The sequence below is a fragment of the uncultured Parolsenella sp. genome (assembly GCF_958346945.1).
Taxonomy (GTDB): Bacteria; Actinomycetota; Coriobacteriia; order Coriobacteriales; family Atopobiaceae; genus Parolsenella.
The window spans coordinates 48237-70374 of the sequence record NZ_CATVTL010000006.1 but is presented as its reverse complement, the minus strand read 5'-3'; the positions used below and the strand labels follow the sequence as shown (position 1 = coordinate 70374).

Below are 22138 nucleotides of genomic sequence, written 5' to 3'. Positions count from 1 at the left end.
GGGGGACAATAGGCACGCCCCTCTGTCCCCGGCCCGGCACGCACGGGGTCAGCCGCGGCGGCCACGCTTGGCGGCAATGACGCCCTGCATGCTCACCCACGCGTGGCGCAGCGCGGGCACGGGGCGGTAGCGCAGCATGCGCGGCCCCGACCAGCGCATGACCTCGCGGATGCGCTCGCGCATCTCGGGGCGATAGCAGTGCGTGGGACAGGCCGAGCAGAACGTCTTGGTGCCCATATGCGGACAGCGCCCCACCCGGGCTGTGGCGTAGGCGGCGAGCTCGGCGCACGCGGGGCACAGGCGCACCTCGTGCCGGCCCAGGCGCACGCGCACGTCAGGACCACCCCTCTCGCCCCTCTCGGCCGCGCCCGCATGGTGCCCCTGGCACCACAGCGCGATCATCTCGCGCACCATAGCGACCTCCTCGGCGCGCTTGGCAGCGAGCTCGGGCGTGTCGCGCGGGTTAACACCAGCATCAGTCCTTGAACCATCAAGCGCCATCTAGCTCAGCCTCCCGTCCTCGACCGAAACCACGCGGTCGGCAAACGAACACGTGCTCGCGCGGTGGCTCACGAGCACCACCGTCTTGCCGGCGGCGCGCAGCGCAGCCACCGAGCGCATGACCGCCGCCTCGTTGAGGGCGTCGAGCGCGCTCGTGGGCTCGTCGAGCAGCACGAAGTCCGCGTCGCTCAGGAACACGCGCGCAAGGCCGATGCGCTGGCGCTCGCCACCAGACAGCGAGTCGCCAAGCTCTGCCACCGGCGTGTCGTAGCCGGCCGACAGGCGGCGCACCAGCGTGGCGAGCGAGGCTGCCTCGCACGCGGCGTCGAGTTCATCGGTCGTGGCGTCGGCGCGGGCCACGCGCAGGTTGTCGCCGAGCGTCCCCACGAACAGGTGCGTCTCCTGCGTCATGTAGGCCTCGGCCGCGCGCAGGCTCGCCGTGTTCACGCGCCGCACGTCGACGCCCGAGACGCTCACGACGCCCTCGGTTGCATCCCAGAAGCGCATGAGCAGCTTGAGCAGGGTCGACTTGCCCGAGCCGGACCTGCCCGAGACGCACGTCATGCTACCGGCGGGGAAGGCGCAGTCGATACCCGCGAGCACCGGCGCGCCACCATACGTAAAGCCCACGCCCTCGAGCACGGCACCGTCGAAGGCAACGTCCACGCCGTCCTTGACCTCGGGGCACTGCGGCTCCTCGTCGAGCAGGTCGAGCACGCGCGCGCCCGAGGCAAGCGTGGCCTGCAGCGATGCCCCCAGACGGCTCACGGCCATGACGGGGCCAAACGAGGAGAAGAAGGCGAACGTCGCCACGAAGGCGTGGGCGAGGTCGATGCGCCCGGCCGCGGCGAGCGCGAGCGACGCCCCGAGCATGGCCAGGCTCGCGAGCAGCACCAGGGCGTCTGCCACGGCCTCGGTGGCCGCCTGGCGGCGCTGGAGACGCGCGTCGATGGCGCCCACCTCGTCGGTGAGGGCGTCAAGGCTCGCCCGGCGCGCCGCGCAGCCACCGTACTGGATCGTCTCGGAGACGCCGCGCAGGCCTTCGAGCACGTAGGCACCCATGCGGCCCACGGCCTCGCGGCTGGCGCGACCGGCGCCGCCGCAGGCACGGCTGGCCGCGAGTGGCACGAGCACGCCCAGCACCGCATAGCTCGCGAGGGCCACGAGCGAAAGCTCGGGCGCCACGCCGCCAAGCAGTGCGAGCACGACGGCCACGCAGACGATGCAGATCGCGATGGGCGAGATGGTGTGGGCATAGAAGACCTCGAGCAGCTCGATGTCCGAGGTCACGAGGCTCACGAGCTCGCCCTTGCCACGGCCCTCGAGGCGGGCCGGCGCCAGGCGGCGCAGCGCGCCAAACACGAGGTCGCGGATGTGCGCGAGCAGGCGGAAGGCGATGTAGTGGTTGCAGAGCTGCTCGCCATAGTGAAGGGGCCCGCGCACGACGCCGCAGATGGCGCAGGCTATGCAGGCGCCCGCGAGCACCCCGGGCGCGCCCGCGTCCTGCTCCAGCGCCGCCACGAGGCCCACCGCGCCAAGCGCGGGCACGGCGGCAGCGGCGAGCATGCCCACGCTGCCGAGAAGCACGGCAAGCAGTAGCCAGCCGGCGAGCGGGCGCACGAGGCCCATCATGCGCGCCATGACCGAGAGGCCCGAGCGGCGCCTGGGCGCAGGCGTCTCGCCGGCGCCCCTCTCGGCAGCATCGCCCGAGGCGGGCGCGGCGCCGGCCACGCTGGCGGCCACGGCACCCTCGCCCTGCTCGGCATACATGGCGGCGTCGGCGTCCCCGCCATCGTCCGCGAGGGCATAGGCGGCAAGCGAGCTCTGGCTCTCCCACATGCGCGCGTAGGCGCCGCCGCGGGCGAGCAGCTCGTCGTGGGCACCCTGCTCGACCAGCCGTCCGCCCGCCATCACGAGGATGTCGCTGGCGTTGCGGATGGTCTCGAGGCGGTGCGCCACCACGATGACCGTGTGCTGCCCCGCAAGGCCCTCGATGACCCCGGTGAGCGCCGCCTCGCTCGCGGCGTCGACGTTGCTCGTGGCCTCATCAAAGACGTAGACGGGCGAGTCGTGGAGCAGGGCGCGCGCCATGCAGACGCGCTGGCGCTGGCCGCCCGAGAGGTTGCCGCCGCCCTCGGACACCGCCATGCCAAGGCCGCCCGAGGCGCGCACGAAGCCGTCGACGCGGGCGCGGCGCAGGGCCTCCCACAGGACCTCGTCGCCAGCCTCAGGTGCCGCGAGCAGCAGGTTTTCGCGCAGGGTGCCCGCAAACAGGTAGCCGTTCGTGGGCACGAGCGTCACGGCACGCATGAGCGAGGCGGCCGTGGCGTCGCGCAGCTCAACGCCGCCAACGCACACGCTGCCCGCGTAGCCGCACTTGCGGCCGGCGAGGATCGCGGCCAGGGTCGACTTGCCGCCGCCGCTCTCGCCCACCACGGCCACGAGCGAGCCGGCGCGCACGGTGGCCGTAACGTCCGCGAGCACGCGCGCGTCGCCGTAGGCGTAGCCCACGCCGCTAAGCTCGACGTCGCCGTGGCCGGTGATCCCCACGTCGCCGCGGGCGGGCGCCGGGGTGTCCAGGATGTCGAACATGCGGCGCGACGCCGCCATGCCGTTCATGGCCGTGTGGAACAGCGACCCCAGCCGGCGCATGGGCAAAAAGAACTCCTGCGAGAGGAACACCACGAGGAAGGCCGCGCCAAACGTGATGGCGCCGCTCGCGAGCTGCAGCACCGCCACGATGATGCCGGCCGCGGCACCCATGTAGACCACGAGGTCCATGACGCAGATCGAGCGCAGCTGCATCACGAGCAGGCGCATCGTGGCGCCGCGGAAGCGCTCGGCCTCGTCGTTGATGCGGCCGTGCCAGGCGCCGTCGGCCTGATAGACCTTGAGGGTCGTGAGGCCCTGCACCGCCTCGAGGAACATGCCGCCCAGGTCGACGTAGCTGCCCCAGTACGCTTCGCCGATCTTCTTGGCGTTCTTCATGACCATCATGATTGAGATGGGAATCACGGGCACGCACATGAGCAGCAGCGTCGCCGGCAGGCCCGCCTGCCACACGAGCAGGGCAAACAGGGTGAGGGGCGCGAGCGCCGAGTAGAAGAGCTGCGGCAGGTAGCCGCCAAAGTAGACCTGCAGCTGCGAGACGCCCTCGACGCTCGTCTGCACGGCCTCGGCAGTGGTGGTCGTCTCGGCATAGGAGGGGCCCAGCTCGCAGAGCTTGGCGTAGACGAGGCCGCGGATCTTGCGCGTGGCCACGAAGGCCGCGCGGTCGCCGCAGCGCTGGGCGAGGCAGATGGCTGCGGCGCGCACCGCGATAGCGGCCGCGAGCACGCTCAGCGTGACGCCCTGCGAGAGCGCCTGGACGGCGGCCGCGGCACCCATGCCCGTGCCGGCCGCGAAGGCGGCGTCGAGCAGGCCCGCGAGCACCCACATCACCACGACGTTGGCCACGAGGGCCAGCCACTTGCACGCCACGCTCGCCACGATGTGGCCAATGGCCTCGGGTACGAGCGAGAACAGGCGCTTCTCGAACATGAAACCTCCTGGTAAAACGGCAGGGCGAGCATGCCGCGTGACAGAGGGACGGGTCCTTTGTCACGCAAAAAAACGTGACAATAGACACGTCCCTCTGTCACGCCCCCGCCACGTCTCGGACTGATAGTTAACCTGCGCAAACACTATACGTGAAAGGCGAGCGTAACGGCTATACTGGACCTCATATGCACACAACCTGGCAGACGGGAGCCCGCATGCCCTACATCGAGTTCAACAACGTCGTGAAGGCCTACGGCTCGGGCGCCGCAGAAATCCACGCCCTCGACGGCGCGAGCTTCTCGGTCGAGCGCGGCGAGCTCGCCGTGGTGCTGGGCGCAAGCGGCGCCGGCAAGACCACGGCACTCAACATCCTGGGCGGAATGGACACCGCCACCTCGGGCTCGGTCACGGTCGACGGCCGCGAGCTCACGAACGCCACCGAGGACGAGCTGGTGGAGTATCGCCGCGCCGACGTGGGCTTCGTCTTCCAGTTCTACAACCTCGTGCCCAACCTCACCGCGCTCGAGAACGTCGAGCTCGCGGCCCAGATCTGCCCCGACTCGCTCGACGCGCGCGAGACGCTCGAGAAGGTGGGCCTGGGCAGCCGCCTCGCGAACTTCCCCGCCCAGCTCTCGGGCGGAGAGCAGCAGCGCGTCTCAATCGCCCGCGCCGTGGCCAAGAACCCCAAGCTGCTGCTGTGCGACGAGCCCACCGGCGCCCTCGACTACCAGACCGGCAAGCAGATCCTGCAGCTTCTGCAGGACACCTGCCGCCGCGATGGCATCACCGTGGTGCTCATCACCCACAACGCCGCGCTCGCCCCCATGGCCGACCGCCTCATCCGCTTCAAGAGCGGTCGCGTCACCGAGATGTGCGTGAACCCCGCGCCCACGCCCATCAGCCAGATCGAGTGGTAGAAGCGGGACAGTTGCTCAGGCATCTATTGTCCCAACTGGGACACTTGCTCAGGCACCCATTGTCCCAATGACGAGAAGGACCCGCCCCATGCGCTCAGCCCTCGCAAAAGACACCCTTCGAACCATCCGCCACAGCCTGCGCCGCTTCGTCTCAATCGCGGCCATCTGCATGCTGGGCACCACGATGTTCGTGGGCCTCACCATCGCCTGCGAGGACCTGCGCCTCTCGGCCGACGAGTACTTCGACGCCCAGCGCCTCTACGACGTGAGCGTGCAGTCGACCCTGGGCCTCACCGACGACGACGTGGACGCACTTGGCGCCCTCGATGGGGTGAGCGCCGCCCAGGGTGGCTGGAAGGAGACGGCCTACACCGAGGTGGACAACGCCAGCCAGTCCGTCGTCGTGAGCGCCACGGCCAAGGACGGCATGAACGAGCCCTACCTCATCGAGGGGCGCCTGCCCGCTGCGGCCGGCGAGGTGGCTGTCACGAGCGACTACCTTGCAGACTCCGGCAAGCGCATCGGCGACACGCTCACCTTCGGCGTGGACGGCGACCCCTCCACCTGGGCGGTCGACGACACGCTCGAGCGCCAGCAGGCCAAGGCGCAGGACCTGCTCGACAACATCGAGGACGCGGACGACGTCGAGCTCACCGACGACGAGCGCGACCTGCTCGACCAGATCGACGCAGATGACCTCGCCCGCGCGGCCATCGCCAACGACATGGACCTCACCCACTGGGCGGACCTCACGGACGACGACCTCCAGGCCCTGCTCACCGACGCCTACCGGGGCCGCTTTGACGACCTCAGCGCGAGCGACGCCACCTCCAAGGAGCTCTTTGCCCGCCACACCTACACGATCGTGGCCGAAGTGGGCGACCCCACCAACGTCGCGGCCAAGCACGGCTCGTCATCCTTCCGCGCCACGGGCGCGCGCTACGCTTTCTTCGTGAGCGACGCCGACGCCACAACGAGCGCCTACTCGGTGGTCTACCTGCAGGTTGCGGGCGCCACCGAGCTAAGCGGCTTCACGGGCGCCTACCAGGACAAGGTCGATGCCGTCCTCTCCCAGGCAGAAGGCATCAAGGAGCAGCGCGAGCGGGCCCGCGAGGAGCAGATCGCCGCAGACGGCAACGCCCAGATCGACGAGGCCGAGCAGAGCGCAAACGACGAGTTCGAGCGTGCCCAGAGCCAGATTGACGAGGCCCAGGCCACGATCGACGACGCGCTGGCCCAAATCGAGAGCGGCCGCGAGCAGCTCGCGGCCAAGAAGGCCGAGGCCACAGACGCGCTCGCCGCCGCCCAGGCGCAGATTGACGCCGGCCGCGCCCAGCTCAGCGACCCCGCCACCCGCGAGGGGGCCATCGCCCAGGCCCGCGCGGCGCTCGAGCAAAACGAGCAGTACCAGGCCGCCAAGGACGCACTCGCGCAGCTCGAGCAGACCCGCGACGGCTACGCCGCCCTCGAGGGCGCGGCCGAGCAGCTTGAGGCCGTCATCGCCCAGGCCGAGGCCGCGGGCATGGACACGGCCGCGCTGCACACCCAGCTCGCCGCCGTACAGACGCAGATGAAGGGCATCGAGACCGCCCTTGCCGCCCAGGGCACCACGGTCGAGGCCCTCCCCGCCCTCATCGAGCAGGCCCAGGCGGGCATCACGGCCGCCGAGGCAGCCGCGGACGCCGCCGTGGACGAGCAACTCTCCCAGATGTCCGCCCAGCTCGACGACGCCCAGGCGCAGCTCGACGAGCAGCGCGACCTCGCCCTGGCGCAGCTCGACGAGGCGGCCGCCCAGCTCAGCGACGCCGCGGCCCAGGCGGCAGATGGCCAGGCCGAGCTCGACGACGCCCGCACCGAGTTCGAGCGGCAGAAGGCCGACGCCCTCGCCAAAATCGCCGACGCGCGCGCCAAGCTCGCCGACGTTGGCAGCGCCACCTGGTACGTCCAGGACCGCTCGGCCATCTCGAGCTACTCCTCGATTGACTCCGACGCGAGCTCCATCGAGGTCATCGGCACCGTCTTCCCGGCGATCTTCCTCACCGTGGCCATCCTCATGTCCATCACCACGGCCACGCGCATGGTCGAGGAGGAGCGCGGCCTCATTGGCCTGTACAAGGCGCTGGGCTACCCGCGCCACCGCATCATGGCCAAGTACGCCGGCTACACCATCGCCGCGACCCTCGTGGGCTGCGGCGTGGGCGCGCTGCTGGGCTTTGTGGCGCTGCCTAAGTTCCTCTTCACCGTGTTCGCCGTGATGTACACGCTGCCGGCCTTTACCCTGCACTTCAGCGCGGGCCTGTGCGCCCTGGCCTTTGGCCTGTTCGTGGTGGGCATCGGCGCCGCCACGCTCGTCGCCGTGCGCGGCGAGCTCGCCGAGTGCCCCGCGGCCCTCATGCGCCCCAAAGCCCCGCGCGCCGGCAAGCGCATCCTGCTCGAGCACCTCGGCCCCGTGTGGCGCCGCCTCTCCTTCCTCAACAAGGTCACGGCCCGCAACCTCTTCCGCTACAAGAGCCGCCTGGCCATGACGGTGTTTGGCGTGGCCGGCTGCTGCGCCCTCATGATCATGGGCTTTGGCATCAACGACACCGTGCAGGCCCTCTCGCCCAACCAGTACGGCGGAGCAGGCCGCGCGGGCATCTACTCCTACGACCTGCTCGCCGCCACGCAGCCCGCAGACCTCGAGGTGGCCGCCCAGAGGCTCACCGATAGCAGCCGCGTGGACTCCTACGTGGCCGTGCGCTATGAGAACGTCACGGTCGAGCACAACGGCGCCAAGCAGACCATGCAGCTCGTCGTGGTGCCCAACGACTTTGCGCTCGACGGCTACATCGACCTGTGCACGCAGGACGGCCGGCACCTCGACCTTGCCGGCGCCACCGCAGACGGCGGGGCCCTGCTCACCAAGAACGCGGCCGTGGTGCTGGGCTTTGGCGAGGGCGACAGCGTGCGCCTGCAGGACACGTCGCTCAACCAGGCAGACGTCAAGGTGAGCGGCATCGTGATGAACTACCTCGGCAACGCCGTCTACCTCACCCAGGACAGCTACGAGCGCCTCTTTGGCCAAGCGCTCGAGCCCAACGCCCTGCTCGCCAAGCTCAACGGCACGGACGACGAGAAGATCGCCTTCGCAGACGAGCTCGGAGGCGACGCGACGTTCCTCTCGGTCACGAGCGTGGCCGCCGGCATCCGCGACTTCGAGAGCAACTTCATGCTCATCAACTACGTGGTGGCGCTCGTCACGGCGCTGGCCGCGGGCCTGTCGTTCGTGGTGCTGTTCACGCTCGCCACCACCAACATCTCGGAGCGCGAGCGCGAGCTGGCCACGATCAAGGTACTGGGCTTCCGCAAGCGCGAGGTGCGCGTCTATATCAACAAGGAGCTGCTTATCCTGGCACTCATCGGCACCATCGTGGGCATTCCGCTGGGTTGCGTGCTGGGTCACTCGCTCACCTACGTGCTCAACATGCCCTCGATGTACTTTGCCGTGGAAATCCACCCCTTGAGCTACGTGTGGTCGTGCGGCCTGTCGATGCTCTTTGCGCTGGCGACGTCGCTCGTCACGAGCCGCTCCATCGACCGCGTCGACATGGTGGGCGCCCTCAAGTCTGCCGAGTAGGGCGAGGAGCCGCAGTACGCGCCGGCCATCCCCGCCCGCGGGCGCGCCCCGCGGGTCCCCAAGCCGCTTGGGTAGAATGAATCCCAAGCAATCAGAGGGGACCCGCATGAGAAACCCGTTCGAGAGAAACACCGATGAGCAGCGCCCGGCACGCGGCATGCGCCAGCGCGGCGAGCTCGCGCCCGCAGACGAGGCCGAGCAGAGAGGACGCGAGCGTCACGCCCGCACCAGCCAGGCCGGCCGTCCTGCCCATGGCAGCCGCGGCACACAGGCGCCCGACCAGCAGGGTCACGGACGCGGTCACAAGCCGCGTCGCCCCAAGAAGCCCAGCCGCCTGGGCATGCTCGTTGGCAACTGGTGGAACCGCCTCATCAGCGCCGTCTACTCGGGGTCGCTGTCGAGCCAGACCGAGCAGTACACCGCCCACAACACCACGCAGGACTACATCTGGAACTCGGTGGGCCTGGGCGCCTGGGGCGTTGTCTTCCCGGTGCTGTCGGTGGTCACCACGCAGCTCATCGGCGTGGAGCCAGCCGGCCGCTTCTCGATGGCCTTCGTTACGGGCACGCTGCTGCTCTTCATCGCCAACTACGGCGTGCGCACCTTCCAGGTGTCAGACCTCGCCGAGAAGCACTCGTTCTCCGACTACCAGGCAAACCGCGTGGTCACGTGCGTCGTGATGCTCGTGGTGGGCATCCTCTACTGCCAGCTGCGCGGCTATGACCCGCAGATGTTCACACTGTGCATGGGCATGTTCGTCTACCGCGCCATCGACGGGCTAGCAGACGTCTACGAGGGGCGCCTGCAGCAGATGGACAAGCTCTACCTCGCGGGCATCTCGCAGGCCATCCGCTCGGCCGCCGTCATCGTGGCCTACAGCGTCGTGATCCTCATCACGCGCAGCCTGGGGGCCGCCGGCATCGCCATGGCCGTGGCAGCCGCGGCGTCGTTCGTGCTGCTCACCCTGCCGCTCACGTTCTTCGAGACGCCCAGGAGCAAGAAGCTGTCGCTTGGCAGCGTCAAGGACCTGTTCGTCCAGTGCTTCCCGCTGTTCGTGGCGCTGTTCCTCTACAACCTCATCGACAACATGCCCAAGTTTGCCATGGAGGGTGTGCTGTCCTATGACAACCAGCTCTACTTCAACGCGCTGTTCTCGCCCGCGCACATCATCATCATGGTGATTGGCTTCATCTACAAGCCGCAGCTCATGCGCCTGGCAGAGATCTGGGCAGACCCCAAGCGCCGCGGCCGCTTCGACATCATCGTGCTGGCGGTGCTCGCCATCATCGTGGTGCTCACGCTGGGCGTCGCGGGCTTCATGGGCACCGTCGGCATCCCCATCATGAGCTTCCTGTACGGCGTGGACTTCGAGCAGTTCCGCGGCCTGTGCTACGTCATGGTGGCCACGGGCGGCGTGTGCGCGGCCATCGACTTCCTGTACCAGATCATCACGGTGCTGCGCCGCCAGAAGGCCGTGACGCGCGTCTACCTGCTCACGCTGGGTTTCTCGCTGTTCGTGCCGCCGCTGCTCATCGGCTTCACGGGCCTGCCGGGCGCCGTCCTGGGCTACCTCATCGTCATGTGCATCCTGCTCGTGCTGCTCGTGACCGAGTACCTCTCGATCCACGCCGAGCTCTCCGAAACGCTCAAGAGCTACCGCAAGCCCGCCCGCGCCGACCGCCCCAGCGCCACGCCCTCGCCCTCGCCCTCGCCCTCGCCCAAGGATTAGCCGCTGGGACAATACCTGCCTGAGCAACTGTCCCAAACTGGGACAATGCCTGCCTGAGCAGCTGTCCCACAAAACGCCCCAGCCACGGCAACCGTGACTGGGGCGTTGTCTTGCCTATGGAGCCAAGCGGGGCAGCGCGCGCCTTACAGCGGGCGGATGCTGACCTCCTTGAGCTGCTTGGCCGAGACCTCGCTGGGCGCGTCGCTCATGAGGTCGGAGCCGCTCGAGGTCTTGGGGAACGCCATGACCTCGCGGATCGAGTCGGAGCCGGTGAGCAGCATGCACACGCGGTCGAGGCCCAGGGCAAAGCCGCCCATGGGAGGCGCGCCAAACTCGAGGGCCTCCATGACGAAGCCAAACTGCTCGCGGGCGCGCTCGGGCGTGAAGCCCAGCAGCTCGAGCATGGAGAGCTGCATCTCGGCGTCGTGGATGCGCATGCCGCCGCCGCCCGCCTCGTAGCCGTCCATGACGAAGTCGTAGGTGTAGGAGCCGGCAGCGAGCGGGTTCTCGCGAATCTTCTCGACGTCGGACTCGGTGGGAAGCGTGAAGGGCTGGTGCTCGGCAGCGTAGGCCTTGCGCTCCTCGTCCCAGTGGAACAGCGGGAAGTTGACGACCCAAAGGAAGTCGTGGCCCTCGCGCTTGACGTTGAGGGCATTGGCCATGTGGGTGCGCATGCCGCCGAGAATCTCGTCGGAGGCGAGACGCGGGCCGGCGGCGAACATCACGAGGTCACCGGGCTCGACCTGGGCGCGCTCGCGCAGGGCCGCCATCTCCTCGTCGGAGAAGAACTTGACGATGGGGCTGTTGATGGAGCCGTCCTCGCGGAAGGCGATCCAGGCCAGGCCCTTGGCGCCAAACGTGGAGGCCACGCCGGCAAGCTTATCGATCTTGGCACGTGCCCAGGCACCGGCGCCCTTGGCGTTGATGGCCTTGACGACAGAGCCCTCCTCGTTTGCGGCAGTCGCAAAGACCTTGAACTTGGAGTTGGCGAAGATGTCGGTCAGGTCGACCAGGTGCATGCCATAGCGGGTATCGGGCTTGTCGGAGCCATAGGTGTCCATGGCCTCCCAGTAGTCCATGCGACGCAGCGGCGTGGGCATCTCGACGCCCATGCGGCCGAAGGCATCGGACAGAACTTCCTCGAGCGCGCTCATGACGTCGTTCTGGTCCACGAAGGACATCTCGATATCGACCTGGGTGAACTCGGGCTGACGGTCGGCACGCAGGTCCTCGTCGCGGAAGCACTTGGCAACCTGGTAGTAGCGCTCGACGCCGCCCACCATGAGCAGCTGCTTGAGCAGCTGCGGGCTCTGCGGCAGGGCGTAGAAGTGGCCAGGCTGAATGCGGCACGGCACGAGGAAGTCGCGGGCGCCCTCGGGCGTGGACTTGAACAGGCTCGGCGTCTCGACCTCCATGAAGGCGCGCTTGTGGAGCGCCTCGCGGATGGCGAAGGTGAAGTCGGAGCGGAGCTTGAGGTTGGCCATCATCTCGGGACGGCGGATGTCGAGGTAGCGGTAGCGCAGGCGCGTGTCCTCGGACGTGTCGATGCCGTCCTCGATCTGGAAGGGCGGAGTCTTGGAGCGGTTGAGCACCTCGATGGTGTCAACGCGGACCTCGATCTCGCCAGTGGGGAGCTTGGGGTTGACGGTCTCCTCGTCACGGCCGCGCACGACGCCGTGAACGCAGATGGGCCACTCGGGGCGAATCGTCTCGGCGGCGTGGAAGGCGGTGCCGCCGGAGTGCTCCGGGTCAAAGGTGCACTGGGTCATGCCCGAGCGGTCGCGCAGGTCAACGAAGATGAGTCCGCCGTGGTCGCGGCGACGCCACACCCAACCGGTGAGCGCGACCTCCTCGCCGATGTTCTCGCGACGCAGCTCGCCCGCGGTGCGGGTGTGCATGGAGTGGGCGTGCATGGCCTCGGTCTCGGCGGCAAACGCGTCGGCCGCCTGGGCCTCGACGGCCGGGGTGGTGCTGGTGTCTTGCATGTGTGTCCTCTCGTCTGGGCCATCCCGTGTCGGTACGGATGGCAAGCCTTCAGACGGCGAACGGCCCCGTAGACAGCGTGGGCGCTCGCGCAAGGTCACATAATAGCGCACGCGGCAGACATTTTTCGTTTCCTACCTGTTACCCCCATGCAGTTGGGACACTTGCGCCCGTAGCCCAACTGTCCCGCTTTACCTGCGGTTTGGGACAATAGTGCCCGTAGGCTTACTGTCCCAGCGACGCAACGCGCGAGGCCCATGCGTGCTACCCTGCGAGATGAAAGAATCGACGAGGGGATGCACATGGCTATGGACGAGAAGAGCGGCAAGCTGGCGGCACAGGCGGCGCACGAGATTCGCCGGTCGGCAGGCGCCACGAGCGCCTACGTCATAGACCGTCGCCGCTGGTATCACGCCCACCCTGAGGTGGCCTACCACGAGGTTGCCACCACCGAGCAGATCTGCGCGGACCTCGAGGCGCTGGGCATCCCCTACGAGCGCCCCACGAAGACGGGCGTGGTCGCCATGATCGCGGGCGCCGCGCCGGGTGCCTATGACGGGCAGGGCCATCCGCGCCGCCGCCTCATGCTGCGCGCCGACATCGACGCCCTTCCCGTGACCGAGCAGACCGGCGAGCCGTTTGCCTCGCAGAACGAGGGCTTCATGCACGCCTGCGGGCACGACTGCCACATCGCGATGCTGCTGGGCGCGGCACGCCTGCTCATGGGCCTACGTAGCGAGCTCGCGGGCGAGGTGCGCCTGGTGTTCCAGCCTGCGGAGGAGGGCGGCAACGGATCGAAGACGATGATCGAGGCGGGCGTGCTCGAGGGTGTCGACGGGGTCTATGGCACCCACATCTGGAGCGATGTCGAGGAGGGCAAGGTGAGCGTCGAGGCGGGGCCGCGCATGGCCGCGACCGACTGGTGGCGCATCGACGTGACGGGCCGCGGGGCGCACGGGGCCATGCCCAACCAGGGGGCGGACGCGGTGCTCGCGGGCGCGGCGATCGTCGAGAGCTTGCAGGCCATCGTGAGCCGCAACATGAGCCCGTTCGAGCCGGCGGTGGTCACCGTGGGCCAGTTCCACGGCGGCACGGCCCGCAACGTCATGGCCGGCAGCGCCTGGATGGAGGGCACGGTGCGCACCTTCCACGAGGAGGCGCACACGAGGATTCCCCAGCTCATGGACCGCATGGCGTCTGACGTGGCGGCCGCGTTTGGCTGCACGGCGCAACTCACCTACGAGGTGGCCCACACGACCGTGGTGAACACGCCCGAGGCCAGCGAGCGCGCAGCGGGGGCCGCAGCCGAGGTGCTGGGCGAGGACGCCATCACGCGCTACCAGGGTTCCATGCCCGGCGAGGACTTCTCCGAGTACCTGCAGAGGTGCCCCGGCGTGTTCGTGTTCCTGGGCAGCGGCACGGCCGACCCCAGCGGCAAGGTGTGGCCGCAGCACAGCAGCCACTACGACCCCAACGAGAGCGTCCTCGTGCGCGGCTCGATGCTCGCCGCCCAGTACGCCGTCGATTTTTTGAACGAGTAGGGCGAGAGGGGCGCAGTAGTAGGTACGTGTCACGGCGCGGGTCTCGCGCAGTTGACCGCAGTCCCTACATTTAGCTGCACTTTTATGCAAACTACCGAGTTGCGCGTCTGTCGTTTGCAGCAAATAGCAGGTTTGTGTAAAACGCGGGCCTCCGAGAAGGGCCTAAACCTTCCACTTTTCGGTAGTTTGCTGCAAACGGCAGGCTCCCCGCCTTACACAAAACGGCGCTTTGCAGCAAAAACCGAAACGCGCGCTTACAAGAATCGGTAGTTTGCGTCAAACGCAGGGACAGGCTGCTCGCCAGCTCGTCCTAATTTCGCGTCCGCTACGACGGTTCATCATAATTACGCGCCAGGAGCCCTCTGAGCACGTAATTTGGATGAACCAAGGCGTGGGACGCGTAGTTTGAATGAACAGACACTGCCGAGAAGAACGGGGCAGCGCGCTTCTCGGCAGTGTGCTTCTCGCCCACCCCATCGCGCGCCCACATCTACGCGCCCACCCCATCGCGCGCCCATATCTGTGCGCTCACCTCATCGCACACCCTATCGAGCACCCACATCTACGCGTCAGAACAACGAGCACCCACCTTTACGTGCTAGATGGCCTCCGGGCACGCAAAGATGGATGCTCGATGTATGCGGACACGTAAAAGCGGGTACTCGCCGCTGGTGGTACGCAATAGCGGGCTCTCGCTAGCAGCAGCACGTAATAGCGGGTGCTCGTTGATGGCGACGCGTAAAAGCGGGTGCTCGCCGTTGACGGCGCAAAATAGCGGGCGAGCGGCAGCAGCCCGGCCGCATCGCGCGCCACCCATTCGTCCATTTGGCGCGCCTACGCCATTCATTCGTCCGAATTACGCATCCGAAGCCTTCCAAACGCGTAGCTTGGACGAACCGATGCGCGAGACGCGTAATTTGGATGAGCGAACGAGAAGCGAGCGCGAGAAGCGCACCCCAATGCTCTCGTGCGTGAAAAGGCCGCGGTGGGCATGCGAGCCACACATCCGCCCATACAAAAAGGGCGAGAGACACGTGGCCCCTCGCCCTTGCTGCGCGCCATAATCGCCGCGCTACTCCTTCTCCTCGCCGGAAATGAGGCGCTGGTACATGGCATCGTTTGCCGCCATCTCGGCCTCATCGTCGAGGGGCGCGAGCTCGCTCGAGCCATACCTGCGCTCGAGTGCCTGGCCAATCAGGTAGTCGGCCACGCCGGGGTTCTTGGGCAGCAGCGGCCCGTGGATGTAGGTGCCCACCACGTTCTTGTAGAGGCATCCCTCGTACCCACTCTCGCCGTCGTTGCCATGGCCATGCACCACGCGGCCCAGCGGCTCCACGCCACTGCCCAGGTGCGTGCGGCCGCCATGGTTCTCGTAGCCCACGATGGGACGGACCGAAATGCGGCTCTCAATCGCGATGTTACCAATGAGGCGAGGCGTCCCGCGGTCGGTATAGAGATCGACCAGCGACAGGCCCTCGACCTTCTCGTCACCCATGAGGTACGAATGGCCCAGCAGCTGGTAGCCGCCGCACACGGCACCCAGCACGCCACCGTCCTCCACGTAGGCGGTGAGCTCGGCCCGCTCGGCCAGCAGGTGCTCGCACACGATGCGCTGCTCGCGGTCGGACCCTCCGCCAATGAACACGATGTCAACGTCGCCAAAGCTCGGGCGGTCGTCCACGTGCACCTCGCGCACCTCGCACTCGATGCCGCGCCACTCGAGGCGCTTCCGCAGCACCAGGATGTTGCCACCGTCCCCGTAGAGGTTCAGCAGCTCGGGATAGAGGTGCGCGATGGTCAGCTTCTTCTCGCTCACAGTCTCTCCCCCATCCCCTCGAGCTCGGCCTTTGCCGGCCACAGCGCCGAGTAGTTCGTGAGCACGTACAGCGGCCTGTCCTTGGGCAGGTCTGCCACGGCGTCGAGCGCCTCACGCACGGTGTGGGCCACCGGCGCCTCGAGGCCCGCGTACTTCATGCGCACGCACACGTCCTCGCCACGGTGCCCGCCCGCAACAACAGCGAGGTCACCGGCCTCGACCACGCCATCGCGACAGGGCGCGCCCACGGCCAGGCGCTCGAAGTCCACGTCCCAGATCCAGGAGATGTCCTTGCCGTCGTTGTAGTTGTCGTTGATGACAAAAAACGCCGCCTTCTTGCGGTCGTCCGCAAGCATGAGCGAGATGTTCTGGTTGAAGCCCGTGGGGTTCTTGGCGAGGTTGAGCACCACCTCGCGCCCGTCCACGCGGAAGTACTGCAGGCGGCCGTTCTCGGGGTGGTAGCCGTCGAGCGCGTGCTGGAACGTTGCCGCGTCGACCCCCGCGAGGTGCGCGCCCACAAAGGCCGCGAGCAGGTTGTAGACCATGTACACGCCGCCAAAGCTGGCGGAGAGGCGCACCGGCTCCTCGAGGCCGTCTCCCGCAACCGTGAAGCTCACCCCCGTGCGGCCCACCTCGACACCCGTGGCCCGCCAGTTGAGGCTGGGGCGGCAGAAGTCGCCGTTGGGGCAGCGGAAGGCCCCCAGCTGGGCGTAGGCGCGGTAGTCATAGGCAAGCTCGGCGCCGCACACCTGGCAGAAGCGCGCCTCGGGCACGCGGTCCGCGGGCAGGTGCAGGTCCTCGCCAATGCCAAAGGTGAGCACGCGCGTGCCCGCCTTGCGCGCACGCGCCGCCACACCCATCACCAGCGGGTCGTCGCCGCAGGCAACGAGCGTGGTCTCGGGCGAGGCCGCCAGCGCGCTCACGATGACGTCCTGCACGCGGTCAATCTCTCCGGCGCGGTCGAGTTGGTCGCGGAAGAGGTTAAGCAGCAGCAGGTAGCGGGGCCTGAGCTCGGGCAGGATGTTGATGGTGGAGAGCTCGTCGGCCTCCATGACCGCCCAGTCGGCGCTGCCGCCAGGCAGAAGCGCGGCAGCAACGCCCGGCGCCATGTTGGCGCCAACGCGGTTGCACAGCACGCGCGCACCACCTGCCTCGATGGCGCTCGCGAGCACGTTGTTCGTGGTGGTCTTGCCATTGGTACCGCACACGACGAGCGAGCCGTGCGCCAGCTTGGGCGCCAGGTTCGCGATGGCATGGGGGTCAACGGTCAGCGCCACGCGGCCGGGCAACTGGGAGGCCGAGCGGCCCGCCAGGTGCAGTCCGGCGGCCGTGAGACGGCCCAGCCCCCGTGCCAGTAGGCTCCTTGCTCCCACGGCTCGCTACTCCTCTTCCTGATTGGCCTCGGCGTCCTCGCGCACGCCCTGCATGCGCTCGTACTCCTCGGGCGTAAGCACGTCCTCGATGCGCAGGTTGACGCCGCCCACCTCGAGGCCCGTCATGCCGGCAACCTGCTTGACCACGACCTTATTGACGTCCTCGAACACCTGCGGGGCGTAGGCGCCGTACTCGATGAGCACGGAGATGTTGACGCGCACTGAGGAGTCGGGCATGACCTCGACCGAGACGCCCTTCGTGGGGTCGGCCGCGCCAAAGGTCTCCTGCACGCGGTTGATGAAGCCGCCCTTCATGCCCAGCACGCCAGGGACGTCGCGCACGGAGATGGCGACGATCTTCTCGATAACGCCGTTGGAGAACGTCAGCGAGTCCTCGGAGTCGAGGTCCTCGTCGGCATCGGAGAACGTGAGGTCGCCGGACTCGCTCTCTGCCAGGACGGTGGAGTCTGCGGGCTGCTCGGCCACCTCGGGCTCGAGCGTGGTCTCTTCGACGTTTGCCTTCGTGCTCATGTTGGCTCCTATCCGGGGCGATGCCCCTCACGCGACAATGGCGCCGCTAGTGCTTCTTGATCAGCTTCTCGACGATGCGGACGAGCTTGGGGTCGCCATCGGCGAACTGCCCCAGGGCCACGCCGGCCACCACGAGGATGGCGATGACGAGGGTCTTGAAGATGCCGATGGTGAACAGCAGGATGGCCACTAGCAGGCCGCAGGCGCCGCCGAGAACCGCGTTTCTGCTGTGCGGGAACGTCTGGTCGAGCCACTGCGAGGCGCGCGCGAACGCGCCGGGCTCGGGGGCGGCTGCGGCGGACTCGGGGGCGGCGCCGGTCGCGTCGGTGGCGCTATCGGCGGCCGCAGCCGCGCTGGTGCCCGTCTCGGCTTGGGACGCGCGCTCGTCCTGCTCGGCCTTGTCGCTCTGGGCGGGCTTTGGCTGGGCCGGCTCGATGCGGGCCTGGATCTTCTCGGACATGCGCTACGCCTCCTTCTCGCCGTGCATGGGAATCGTGATGTCGCCCGCGTCTTGCGCCGCGCTGGCGGGGATGTCGAGCTTCACGTCGACGAGAGGCTCGCGAGCGTCGCCTGCGCCCCGCTCGCCCTCGTCCTCGTACGAGCCGTCCTCGTCTTCGTCTGCCACGGCAACGAGCGAGCTTGCGTGCTGCGGCTCGAGGAATTCGACGTTGACGCTGCCCAAGTGCTCGCCCACCATCGCGGAAAGGCCGCAGGTAAGCGCCTCGTGCAGGGCCGGCGCCTCCTCAGTGACGTCGATCGACTCGTACGGCGTGACCTTGAGCCCCACGGTAACAGTGCCATGCTTGGCCACGACGCTCACGTCCTTGGCCACGCCCAGCCCCAGCTCCTCGACGATGTGCGAGGCCTGCGACGCCACGGCCGAGCGGGCCACCGTGATGGCGCCACCGTCGACGTCCATGACCGAGATGGCCTCCTTGCGGCGGCGCGAGAAGATTGAGCGCAGCAGCTCGAACGCGAGCCAGGCCGCCGTCATGCCCAGGCAGACCTCGACCGCCGTGACGTAGGCGGGGTATGACTCGAGGACCGTGACCTCAACCTCGAACAGGCCAAACCACGGGCATGCGAGCGCGGCGAGGGCAAACAGCCCCGCCAGCGAGAAAACGAACAGGATGAAGCGCCTGAAGCCGCCCATGGGCCTCCCCTTTCCTATAAAAAAGCGCCCCGGCCACACGACCGGGGCGCGTTACGTATTAGCATACCCCGAACGCCGGACACAAAGCCCCGCGGCGGGAAGCCACACACCTTGGCTGGACTACTCGTCCTCCTCCAGAGCGGCGACGACCTCGTCGGTCATCTCCATGGTGTGGTAGACGTTCTGGACGTCCTCGAGCTCCTCGAGGCGGTCGACCAGGCGCTGGACCTTCTTGGCGTCAGCGGCGGAGACCTGCGTCGGGGTGGTGGGGACCATGGTGAGCTCGGAGCCCTTGACCTCGATGCCCTGGGCCTCGAGACCCTTCTGGACCTCCTGCATCTTGTCGTAGGCCGTCCAGACGACCCACTCCTCGCCGGCGTCCTCGTAGTCGTCTCCGCCAGCCTCGGCGACGGCCATCATGAACTCGTCCTCGTCGACGGCGTTCTCCTTGTCGGCGACCTTCTTGTCGTCGGACTTGATGACCTTGTCGACGGCGATGGAACCCTTGCGCTCGAACTGGAAGGCCACGGAGCCCGTGGTGCCCAGCGAGCCACCGGAGTGGGTGAAGGCCGAGCGGACGTCGGCGGCGGTGCGGTTCTTGTTGTCGGTCAGGCAGTCAACGTAGACGGCGACGCCAGCGGGGCCGTAGCCCTCGTAGGTGACCTCGGAGTAGACGGCAGCGTCGGCGCCGGCACCAAAGGCCTTGTCAATGGCGGCCTTGATGCGGTCCTTGGGCATGGAGGACATGCGGGCCTTGGCCACGGCCGCGGCGAGAGACGCGTTGTTCTCGGGCAGCGGGTCGCCGCCGAGCTTAGCCGCGACGGTGATGTTACGAGAGAGCTTCGAGAACAGGGCAGAGCGCTTGGCGTCCTGCGCGCCCTTACGGTGCTTGGTGGTTGCCCACTTGGAGTGTCCGGACATGCACGTCTCCTTCTTGCCACAGCGCGTCCGTCCCTGTGGCCGACGCGCAAATCCATAGCCGTTCTGCGCGAATATACGCCTTTGGGGCGCATGCGCGCAACTTGCTTATATTAGACCTTTTTTATTCCCCATGTGAAGCGACGCGACAAAGGGGTCAGACCCTTTTGTCACGCGCGGAACCCTGCGGGGCGCGACGTCCCGACGCGCGCAAGGGACCACGGGGACATACATAAGACGAGAAGGACGCCCGCGTGGCGCCCTTCTCGGCATGGTCGTACTTGTTGTTGGGCACACAGCCGGCATGAACGCTTGGGGCATGCGGGGTGCGTAGCCCCCGCGTGTTCGCCCTTCTCGGCAAGAAACCCTAGGCGGCCCGCTTGAGGTGGCCCACCTGCGGGCGCTGCCAGCGGTGCGCCAGCACGAGCACGACGACGCCCGCGACCACGAGCGGCAGGCTCAGCAGCTGGCCCATCGTGATGGGGCCAAGGAGGTAGCCAAGCTGGGCGTCGGGCACGCGCACGAACTCGATGAGGAAGCGAAACACACCGTAGAGCACAAGGAACGTTCCCATGAAGGTGCCCTGGGGGCGCGGCGGGCGCCTGTGCGACAGGCAGAGGAGCACGACGAAGATCACGAGGCCCTCGAGAAGCGCCTCGTAGAGCTGGCTGGGGTGGCGCGCCACGTTGCCGCCCGTCTCGAACACCACGCCCCAGGGAAGGCTCGTGGGCTTGCCCCACAGCTCGCCGTTCACGAAGTTGGCGCAGCGGCCAAAGAAGAGTCCCAGGGGCGCGCCGATGACGCCCAAGTCACAGAAGGTCGCAGCCGACACGCCAATGACGCGGCAGACGAACGCGCCGCCCACGATGGCGCCAACAAAGCCGCCATGGAAGCTCATGCCACCCTGGTTCAGGGCAAAGGCCTCGAGCGGGCGCGCGAAGTAGTAGCCGTCGCCGTAGAAGACAACGTAGAAGAGGCGCGCACCGATGATGACGCCCCAGGCAATGCCCACGATGACGTTCACCACGTCGTCGGCCGTGAGGTCGAGTCCCCAGCGGCGGGCAACGCGATAGACCACGACACCCGCGAGGACAAATCCCGCGAGGTAGGCCAGCGCGTACCAGTGGACCTGCAGCGGTCCCAGGGTAAACGCGATGGGGTTCAGGCTGTGGTAGAGCTCGTTGAGCATGGGCATCCCTTCGACCGCGGCCCCGGCGAGCGTCCCGTTGGGCGGGCGCGGGGTCGTGGTGCTTCTCGGCATTGGTTGCGCGAGGCAGCGCCTCCTGCGCGCGGCGGCGCTAGTGCGTGAGCGTGTGGGCCGCGGCGGCACCGCGCTGGCCCTGGTAGTGGCTGCCGAGGCCGGCCGAGCCGTAGGGGCGCTCGGCAGGGCTCGACATGCGCTCGAACGACATCTGGCCAATACGCATGCCCGGGTGCAGCACGATGGGCAGGGTGGCGACGTTGGACAGCTCGAGGGTGATCTCGCCGTCCCAGCCCGGGTCGACGTAGCCGGCCGTCGAGTGAATCATGAGGCCCAGCCGGCCCAGGGTCGACTTGCCCTCGAGCTTGCCGAGGATGTCGTCGGGCACGGCGATGCGCTCGAGTGTGGTGCCCAGCACGAACTGGCCCGGGTGCAGCACGAACTGGCCGCCCTCGGGCACCTCGACCTCCTCGGTGAGGTCTGGCTGGGAGGTCGTGGGGTCGATGAAGGTGTGGGTGGTGCTGCGGAAGACCCTGAAGCTCGAGCCCAGGCGCACGTCGACCGACGCGGGCTGGACGTCTCTGAGGTCGAGCGGCTCGATGACGATGCGGCCGCTTTCGAGCTCGGCCTTGATGTCGCAATCGGAGAGGACCATCTACATCACCGCCCGCACGGCCGTGACGCCCGGCACGTGCTTCTTGACCACGCGCTCGATGCCCTGCGAGATCGTGACGTCCGACAGCGAGCAGCCGGCACACGCGCCCGTGAGCTCGAGCGACACGACGCCCTTCTCGTCTACGCCAACCAGCTCGCAGTCGCCGCCGTCGGCCTGCAGGCTTGGCCGAACGGCGTCGAGCACGACCTTGAGAAGCTCCTCGTCAACTGCCATGGCTGCTCCCCCTTCCGCGGCTTGCGACCGCGCTAGTACATCACCGGACGCACCGCGGTGACGCCCGGGACATGCTCCTTGATGATCGTGTCGATGCCCTCGGAGATGTCCGACGAGGCGAACATGCAGGCCGCACAGGCGCCGGTCATCTCGATGGTCACGACGCCCGTCTCGTCGTCGACGCCGATGAGCTCGATGTCGCCGCCGTCTGCCTGGAAGCTCGGTCGGATGGCGTCGAGCACCTCCTCGAGCAGCACGTGGTCGATCTTGGCGGCCTTCTGCTCGGTCGGCTGCTGGGCGTTCTCGTTGTCTGCCATTGGTACCCCTCTCCCCGGCATGGCCGGGCGCTTGGTCTTGTTCGTTGCGGGCGGCACGCGGCCGCGTCTGGTTTGCCGCGCGTGCGCGGAGTCGCCCGCCGGCCAAATGTGAC

Annotated in this window: 17 protein-coding genes; 4 read left to right on the top strand and 13 right to left on the bottom strand. The window is 68.0% G+C overall.

The window, feature by feature from the left end; genetic code table 11:
• Positions 1-48: 48 nt before the first annotated feature.
• The gene (locus Q3866_RS05195; protein WP_301830149.1) at positions 49-501 is read right to left on the bottom strand and encodes a nitrous oxide-stimulated promoter family protein; all 453 of its coding nucleotides are present in this window, start codon (positions 499-501) and stop codon (positions 49-51) included.
• Entirely contained in the window at positions 502-4041 is a 3540-nt protein-coding gene (locus tag Q3866_RS05190) for an ATP-binding cassette domain-containing protein (RefSeq protein WP_301830146.1), read from the bottom strand.
• Between the two features lie 215 nt (positions 4042-4256).
• On the opposite strand from Q3866_RS05190, the gene Q3866_RS05185 reads away from it, so the two are divergent.
• The 3 genes from Q3866_RS05185 (at position 4257) to Q3866_RS05175 (ending at position 10303) form a co-directional block, all read left to right on the top strand.
• On the top strand, positions 4257-4958 hold the full coding sequence (locus tag Q3866_RS05185) for an ABC transporter ATP-binding protein (protein WP_293825051.1): 702 nt from the start codon (positions 4257-4259) through the stop codon (positions 4956-4958).
• 88 nt (positions 4959-5046) lie between these two features.
• Positions 5047-8574, top strand: a complete 3528-nt coding sequence (locus tag Q3866_RS05180; protein ID WP_301830145.1) for an FtsX-like permease family protein — start codon at positions 5047-5049, stop codon at positions 8572-8574.
• Between the two features lie 106 nt (positions 8575-8680).
• The gene (locus Q3866_RS05175; RefSeq protein ID WP_301830143.1) at positions 8681-10303 is read left to right on the top strand and encodes a lipopolysaccharide biosynthesis protein; all 1623 of its coding nucleotides are present in this window, start codon (positions 8681-8683) and stop codon (positions 10301-10303) included.
• Positions 10304-10446: 143 nt separating this feature from the next.
• Here the strand turns inward: Q3866_RS05175 and aspS are convergent, their stop codons facing one another.
• Positions 10447-12216: an aspartate--tRNA ligase gene (gene aspS / locus Q3866_RS05170; RefSeq protein WP_301830169.1), complete on the bottom strand. Its 1770-nt coding sequence runs from the start codon at positions 12214-12216 to the stop codon at positions 10447-10449.
• 372 nt (positions 12217-12588) lie between these two features.
• Here aspS and Q3866_RS05165 point away from each other — a divergent pair, with 372 nt between their 5' ends.
• A complete protein-coding gene (locus Q3866_RS05165) occupies positions 12589-13827 on the top strand; it encodes an amidohydrolase (RefSeq protein WP_301830142.1) in 1239 nt (412 codons plus the stop codon).
• Positions 13828-14899: 1072 nt separating this feature from the next.
• Here the strand turns inward: Q3866_RS05165 and Q3866_RS05160 are convergent.
• From Q3866_RS05160 to Q3866_RS05115, 10 genes are all read right to left on the bottom strand, one after another.
• Positions 14900-15643: a type 1 glutamine amidotransferase gene (locus Q3866_RS05160; protein WP_301830140.1), complete on the bottom strand. Its 744-nt coding sequence runs from the start codon at positions 15641-15643 to the stop codon at positions 14900-14902.
• On the bottom strand, positions 15640-17016 hold the full coding sequence (locus Q3866_RS05155; protein WP_301830139.1) for a MurT ligase domain-containing protein: 1377 nt from the start codon (positions 17014-17016) through the stop codon (positions 15640-15642). The genes Q3866_RS05160 and Q3866_RS05155 overlap by 4 nt, the downstream gene beginning before the upstream one ends.
• Before the next feature lie 6 nt (positions 17017-17022).
• Complete coding sequence (locus tag Q3866_RS05150; RefSeq protein ID WP_301830137.1) at positions 17023-17547, bottom strand: Asp23/Gls24 family envelope stress response protein; 525 nt, start codon at positions 17545-17547, stop codon at positions 17023-17025.
• Between the two features lie 46 nt (positions 17548-17593).
• Complete coding sequence (locus Q3866_RS05145; RefSeq protein ID WP_301830135.1) at positions 17594-18007, bottom strand: DUF2273 domain-containing protein; 414 nt, start codon at positions 18005-18007, stop codon at positions 17594-17596.
• Positions 18008-18010: 3 nt separating this feature from the next.
• Positions 18011-18700, bottom strand: coding sequence for a hypothetical protein (locus Q3866_RS05140; protein WP_301830134.1), 690 nt, complete (start codon positions 18698-18700; stop codon positions 18011-18013).
• Between the two features lie 120 nt (positions 18701-18820).
• The gene (locus Q3866_RS05135; protein ID WP_293825073.1) at positions 18821-19621 is read right to left on the bottom strand and encodes a YebC/PmpR family DNA-binding transcriptional regulator; all 801 of its coding nucleotides are present in this window, start codon (positions 19619-19621) and stop codon (positions 18821-18823) included.
• 364 nt (positions 19622-19985) lie between these two features.
• Positions 19986-20807: a prolipoprotein diacylglyceryl transferase gene (gene lgt, locus Q3866_RS05130; protein WP_301830132.1), complete on the bottom strand. Its 822-nt coding sequence runs from the start codon at positions 20805-20807 to the stop codon at positions 19986-19988.
• Positions 20808-20916: 109 nt separating this feature from the next.
• The gene (gene dcd, locus Q3866_RS05125) at positions 20917-21474 is read right to left on the bottom strand and encodes a dCTP deaminase (protein ID WP_293674273.1); all 558 of its coding nucleotides are present in this window, start codon (positions 21472-21474) and stop codon (positions 20917-20919) included.
• A complete protein-coding gene (locus Q3866_RS05120) occupies positions 21475-21708 on the bottom strand; it encodes a NifU family protein (RefSeq protein ID WP_293674272.1) in 234 nt (77 codons plus the stop codon). It abuts the gene before it with no gap.
• Positions 21709-21740: 32 nt separating this feature from the next.
• Entirely contained in the window at positions 21741-22025 is a 285-nt protein-coding gene (locus Q3866_RS05115; RefSeq protein WP_293825076.1) for a NifU family protein, read from the bottom strand.
• Between the last annotated feature and the right edge of the window lie 113 nt (positions 22026-22138).

What these genes read in the sequence shown, in the direction of transcription:
- Q3866_RS05195 (WP_301830149.1), bottom strand. Translation starts at nt 501, where the DNA reads ATGGCGCTTGATGGTTCAAGGACTGATGCTGGTGTTAACCCGCGCGAC.
- Q3866_RS05190 (WP_301830146.1), bottom strand. Translation starts at nt 4,041, where the DNA reads ATGTTCGAGAAGCGCCTGTTCTCGCTCGTACCCGAGGCCATTGGCCAC.
- Q3866_RS05185 (WP_293825051.1), top strand. Translation starts at nt 4,257, where the DNA reads ATGCCCTACATCGAGTTCAACAACGTCGTGAAGGCCTACGGCTCGGGC.
- Q3866_RS05180 (WP_301830145.1), top strand. Translation starts at nt 5,047, where the DNA reads ATGCGCTCAGCCCTCGCAAAAGACACCCTTCGAACCATCCGCCACAGC.
- Q3866_RS05175 (WP_301830143.1), top strand. Translation starts at nt 8,681, where the DNA reads ATGAGAAACCCGTTCGAGAGAAACACCGATGAGCAGCGCCCGGCACGC.
- aspS (WP_301830169.1), bottom strand. Translation starts at nt 12,216, where the DNA reads ATGCACGCCCACTCCATGCACACCCGCACCGCGGGCGAGCTGCGTCGC.
- Q3866_RS05165 (WP_301830142.1), top strand. Translation starts at nt 12,589, where the DNA reads ATGGCTATGGACGAGAAGAGCGGCAAGCTGGCGGCACAGGCGGCGCAC.
- Q3866_RS05150 (WP_301830137.1), bottom strand. Translation starts at nt 17,547, where the DNA reads ATGAGCACGAAGGCAAACGTCGAAGAGACCACGCTCGAGCCCGAGGTG.
- Q3866_RS05145 (WP_301830135.1), bottom strand. Translation starts at nt 18,007, where the DNA reads ATGTCCGAGAAGATCCAGGCCCGCATCGAGCCGGCCCAGCCAAAGCCC.
- Q3866_RS05140 (WP_301830134.1), bottom strand. Translation starts at nt 18,700, where the DNA reads ATGGGCGGCTTCAGGCGCTTCATCCTGTTCGTTTTCTCGCTGGCGGGG.
- Q3866_RS05135 (WP_293825073.1), bottom strand. Translation starts at nt 19,621, where the DNA reads ATGTCCGGACACTCCAAGTGGGCAACCACCAAGCACCGTAAGGGCGCG.
- lgt (WP_301830132.1), bottom strand. Translation starts at nt 20,807, where the DNA reads ATGCTCAACGAGCTCTACCACAGCCTGAACCCCATCGCGTTTACCCTG.
- dcd (WP_293674273.1), bottom strand. Translation starts at nt 21,474, where the DNA reads ATGGTCCTCTCCGATTGCGACATCAAGGCCGAGCTCGAAAGCGGCCGC.
- Q3866_RS05120 (WP_293674272.1), bottom strand. Translation starts at nt 21,708, where the DNA reads ATGGCAGTTGACGAGGAGCTTCTCAAGGTCGTGCTCGACGCCGTTCGG.
- Q3866_RS05115 (WP_293825076.1), bottom strand. Translation starts at nt 22,025, where the DNA reads ATGGCAGACAACGAGAACGCCCAGCAGCCGACCGAGCAGAAGGCCGCC.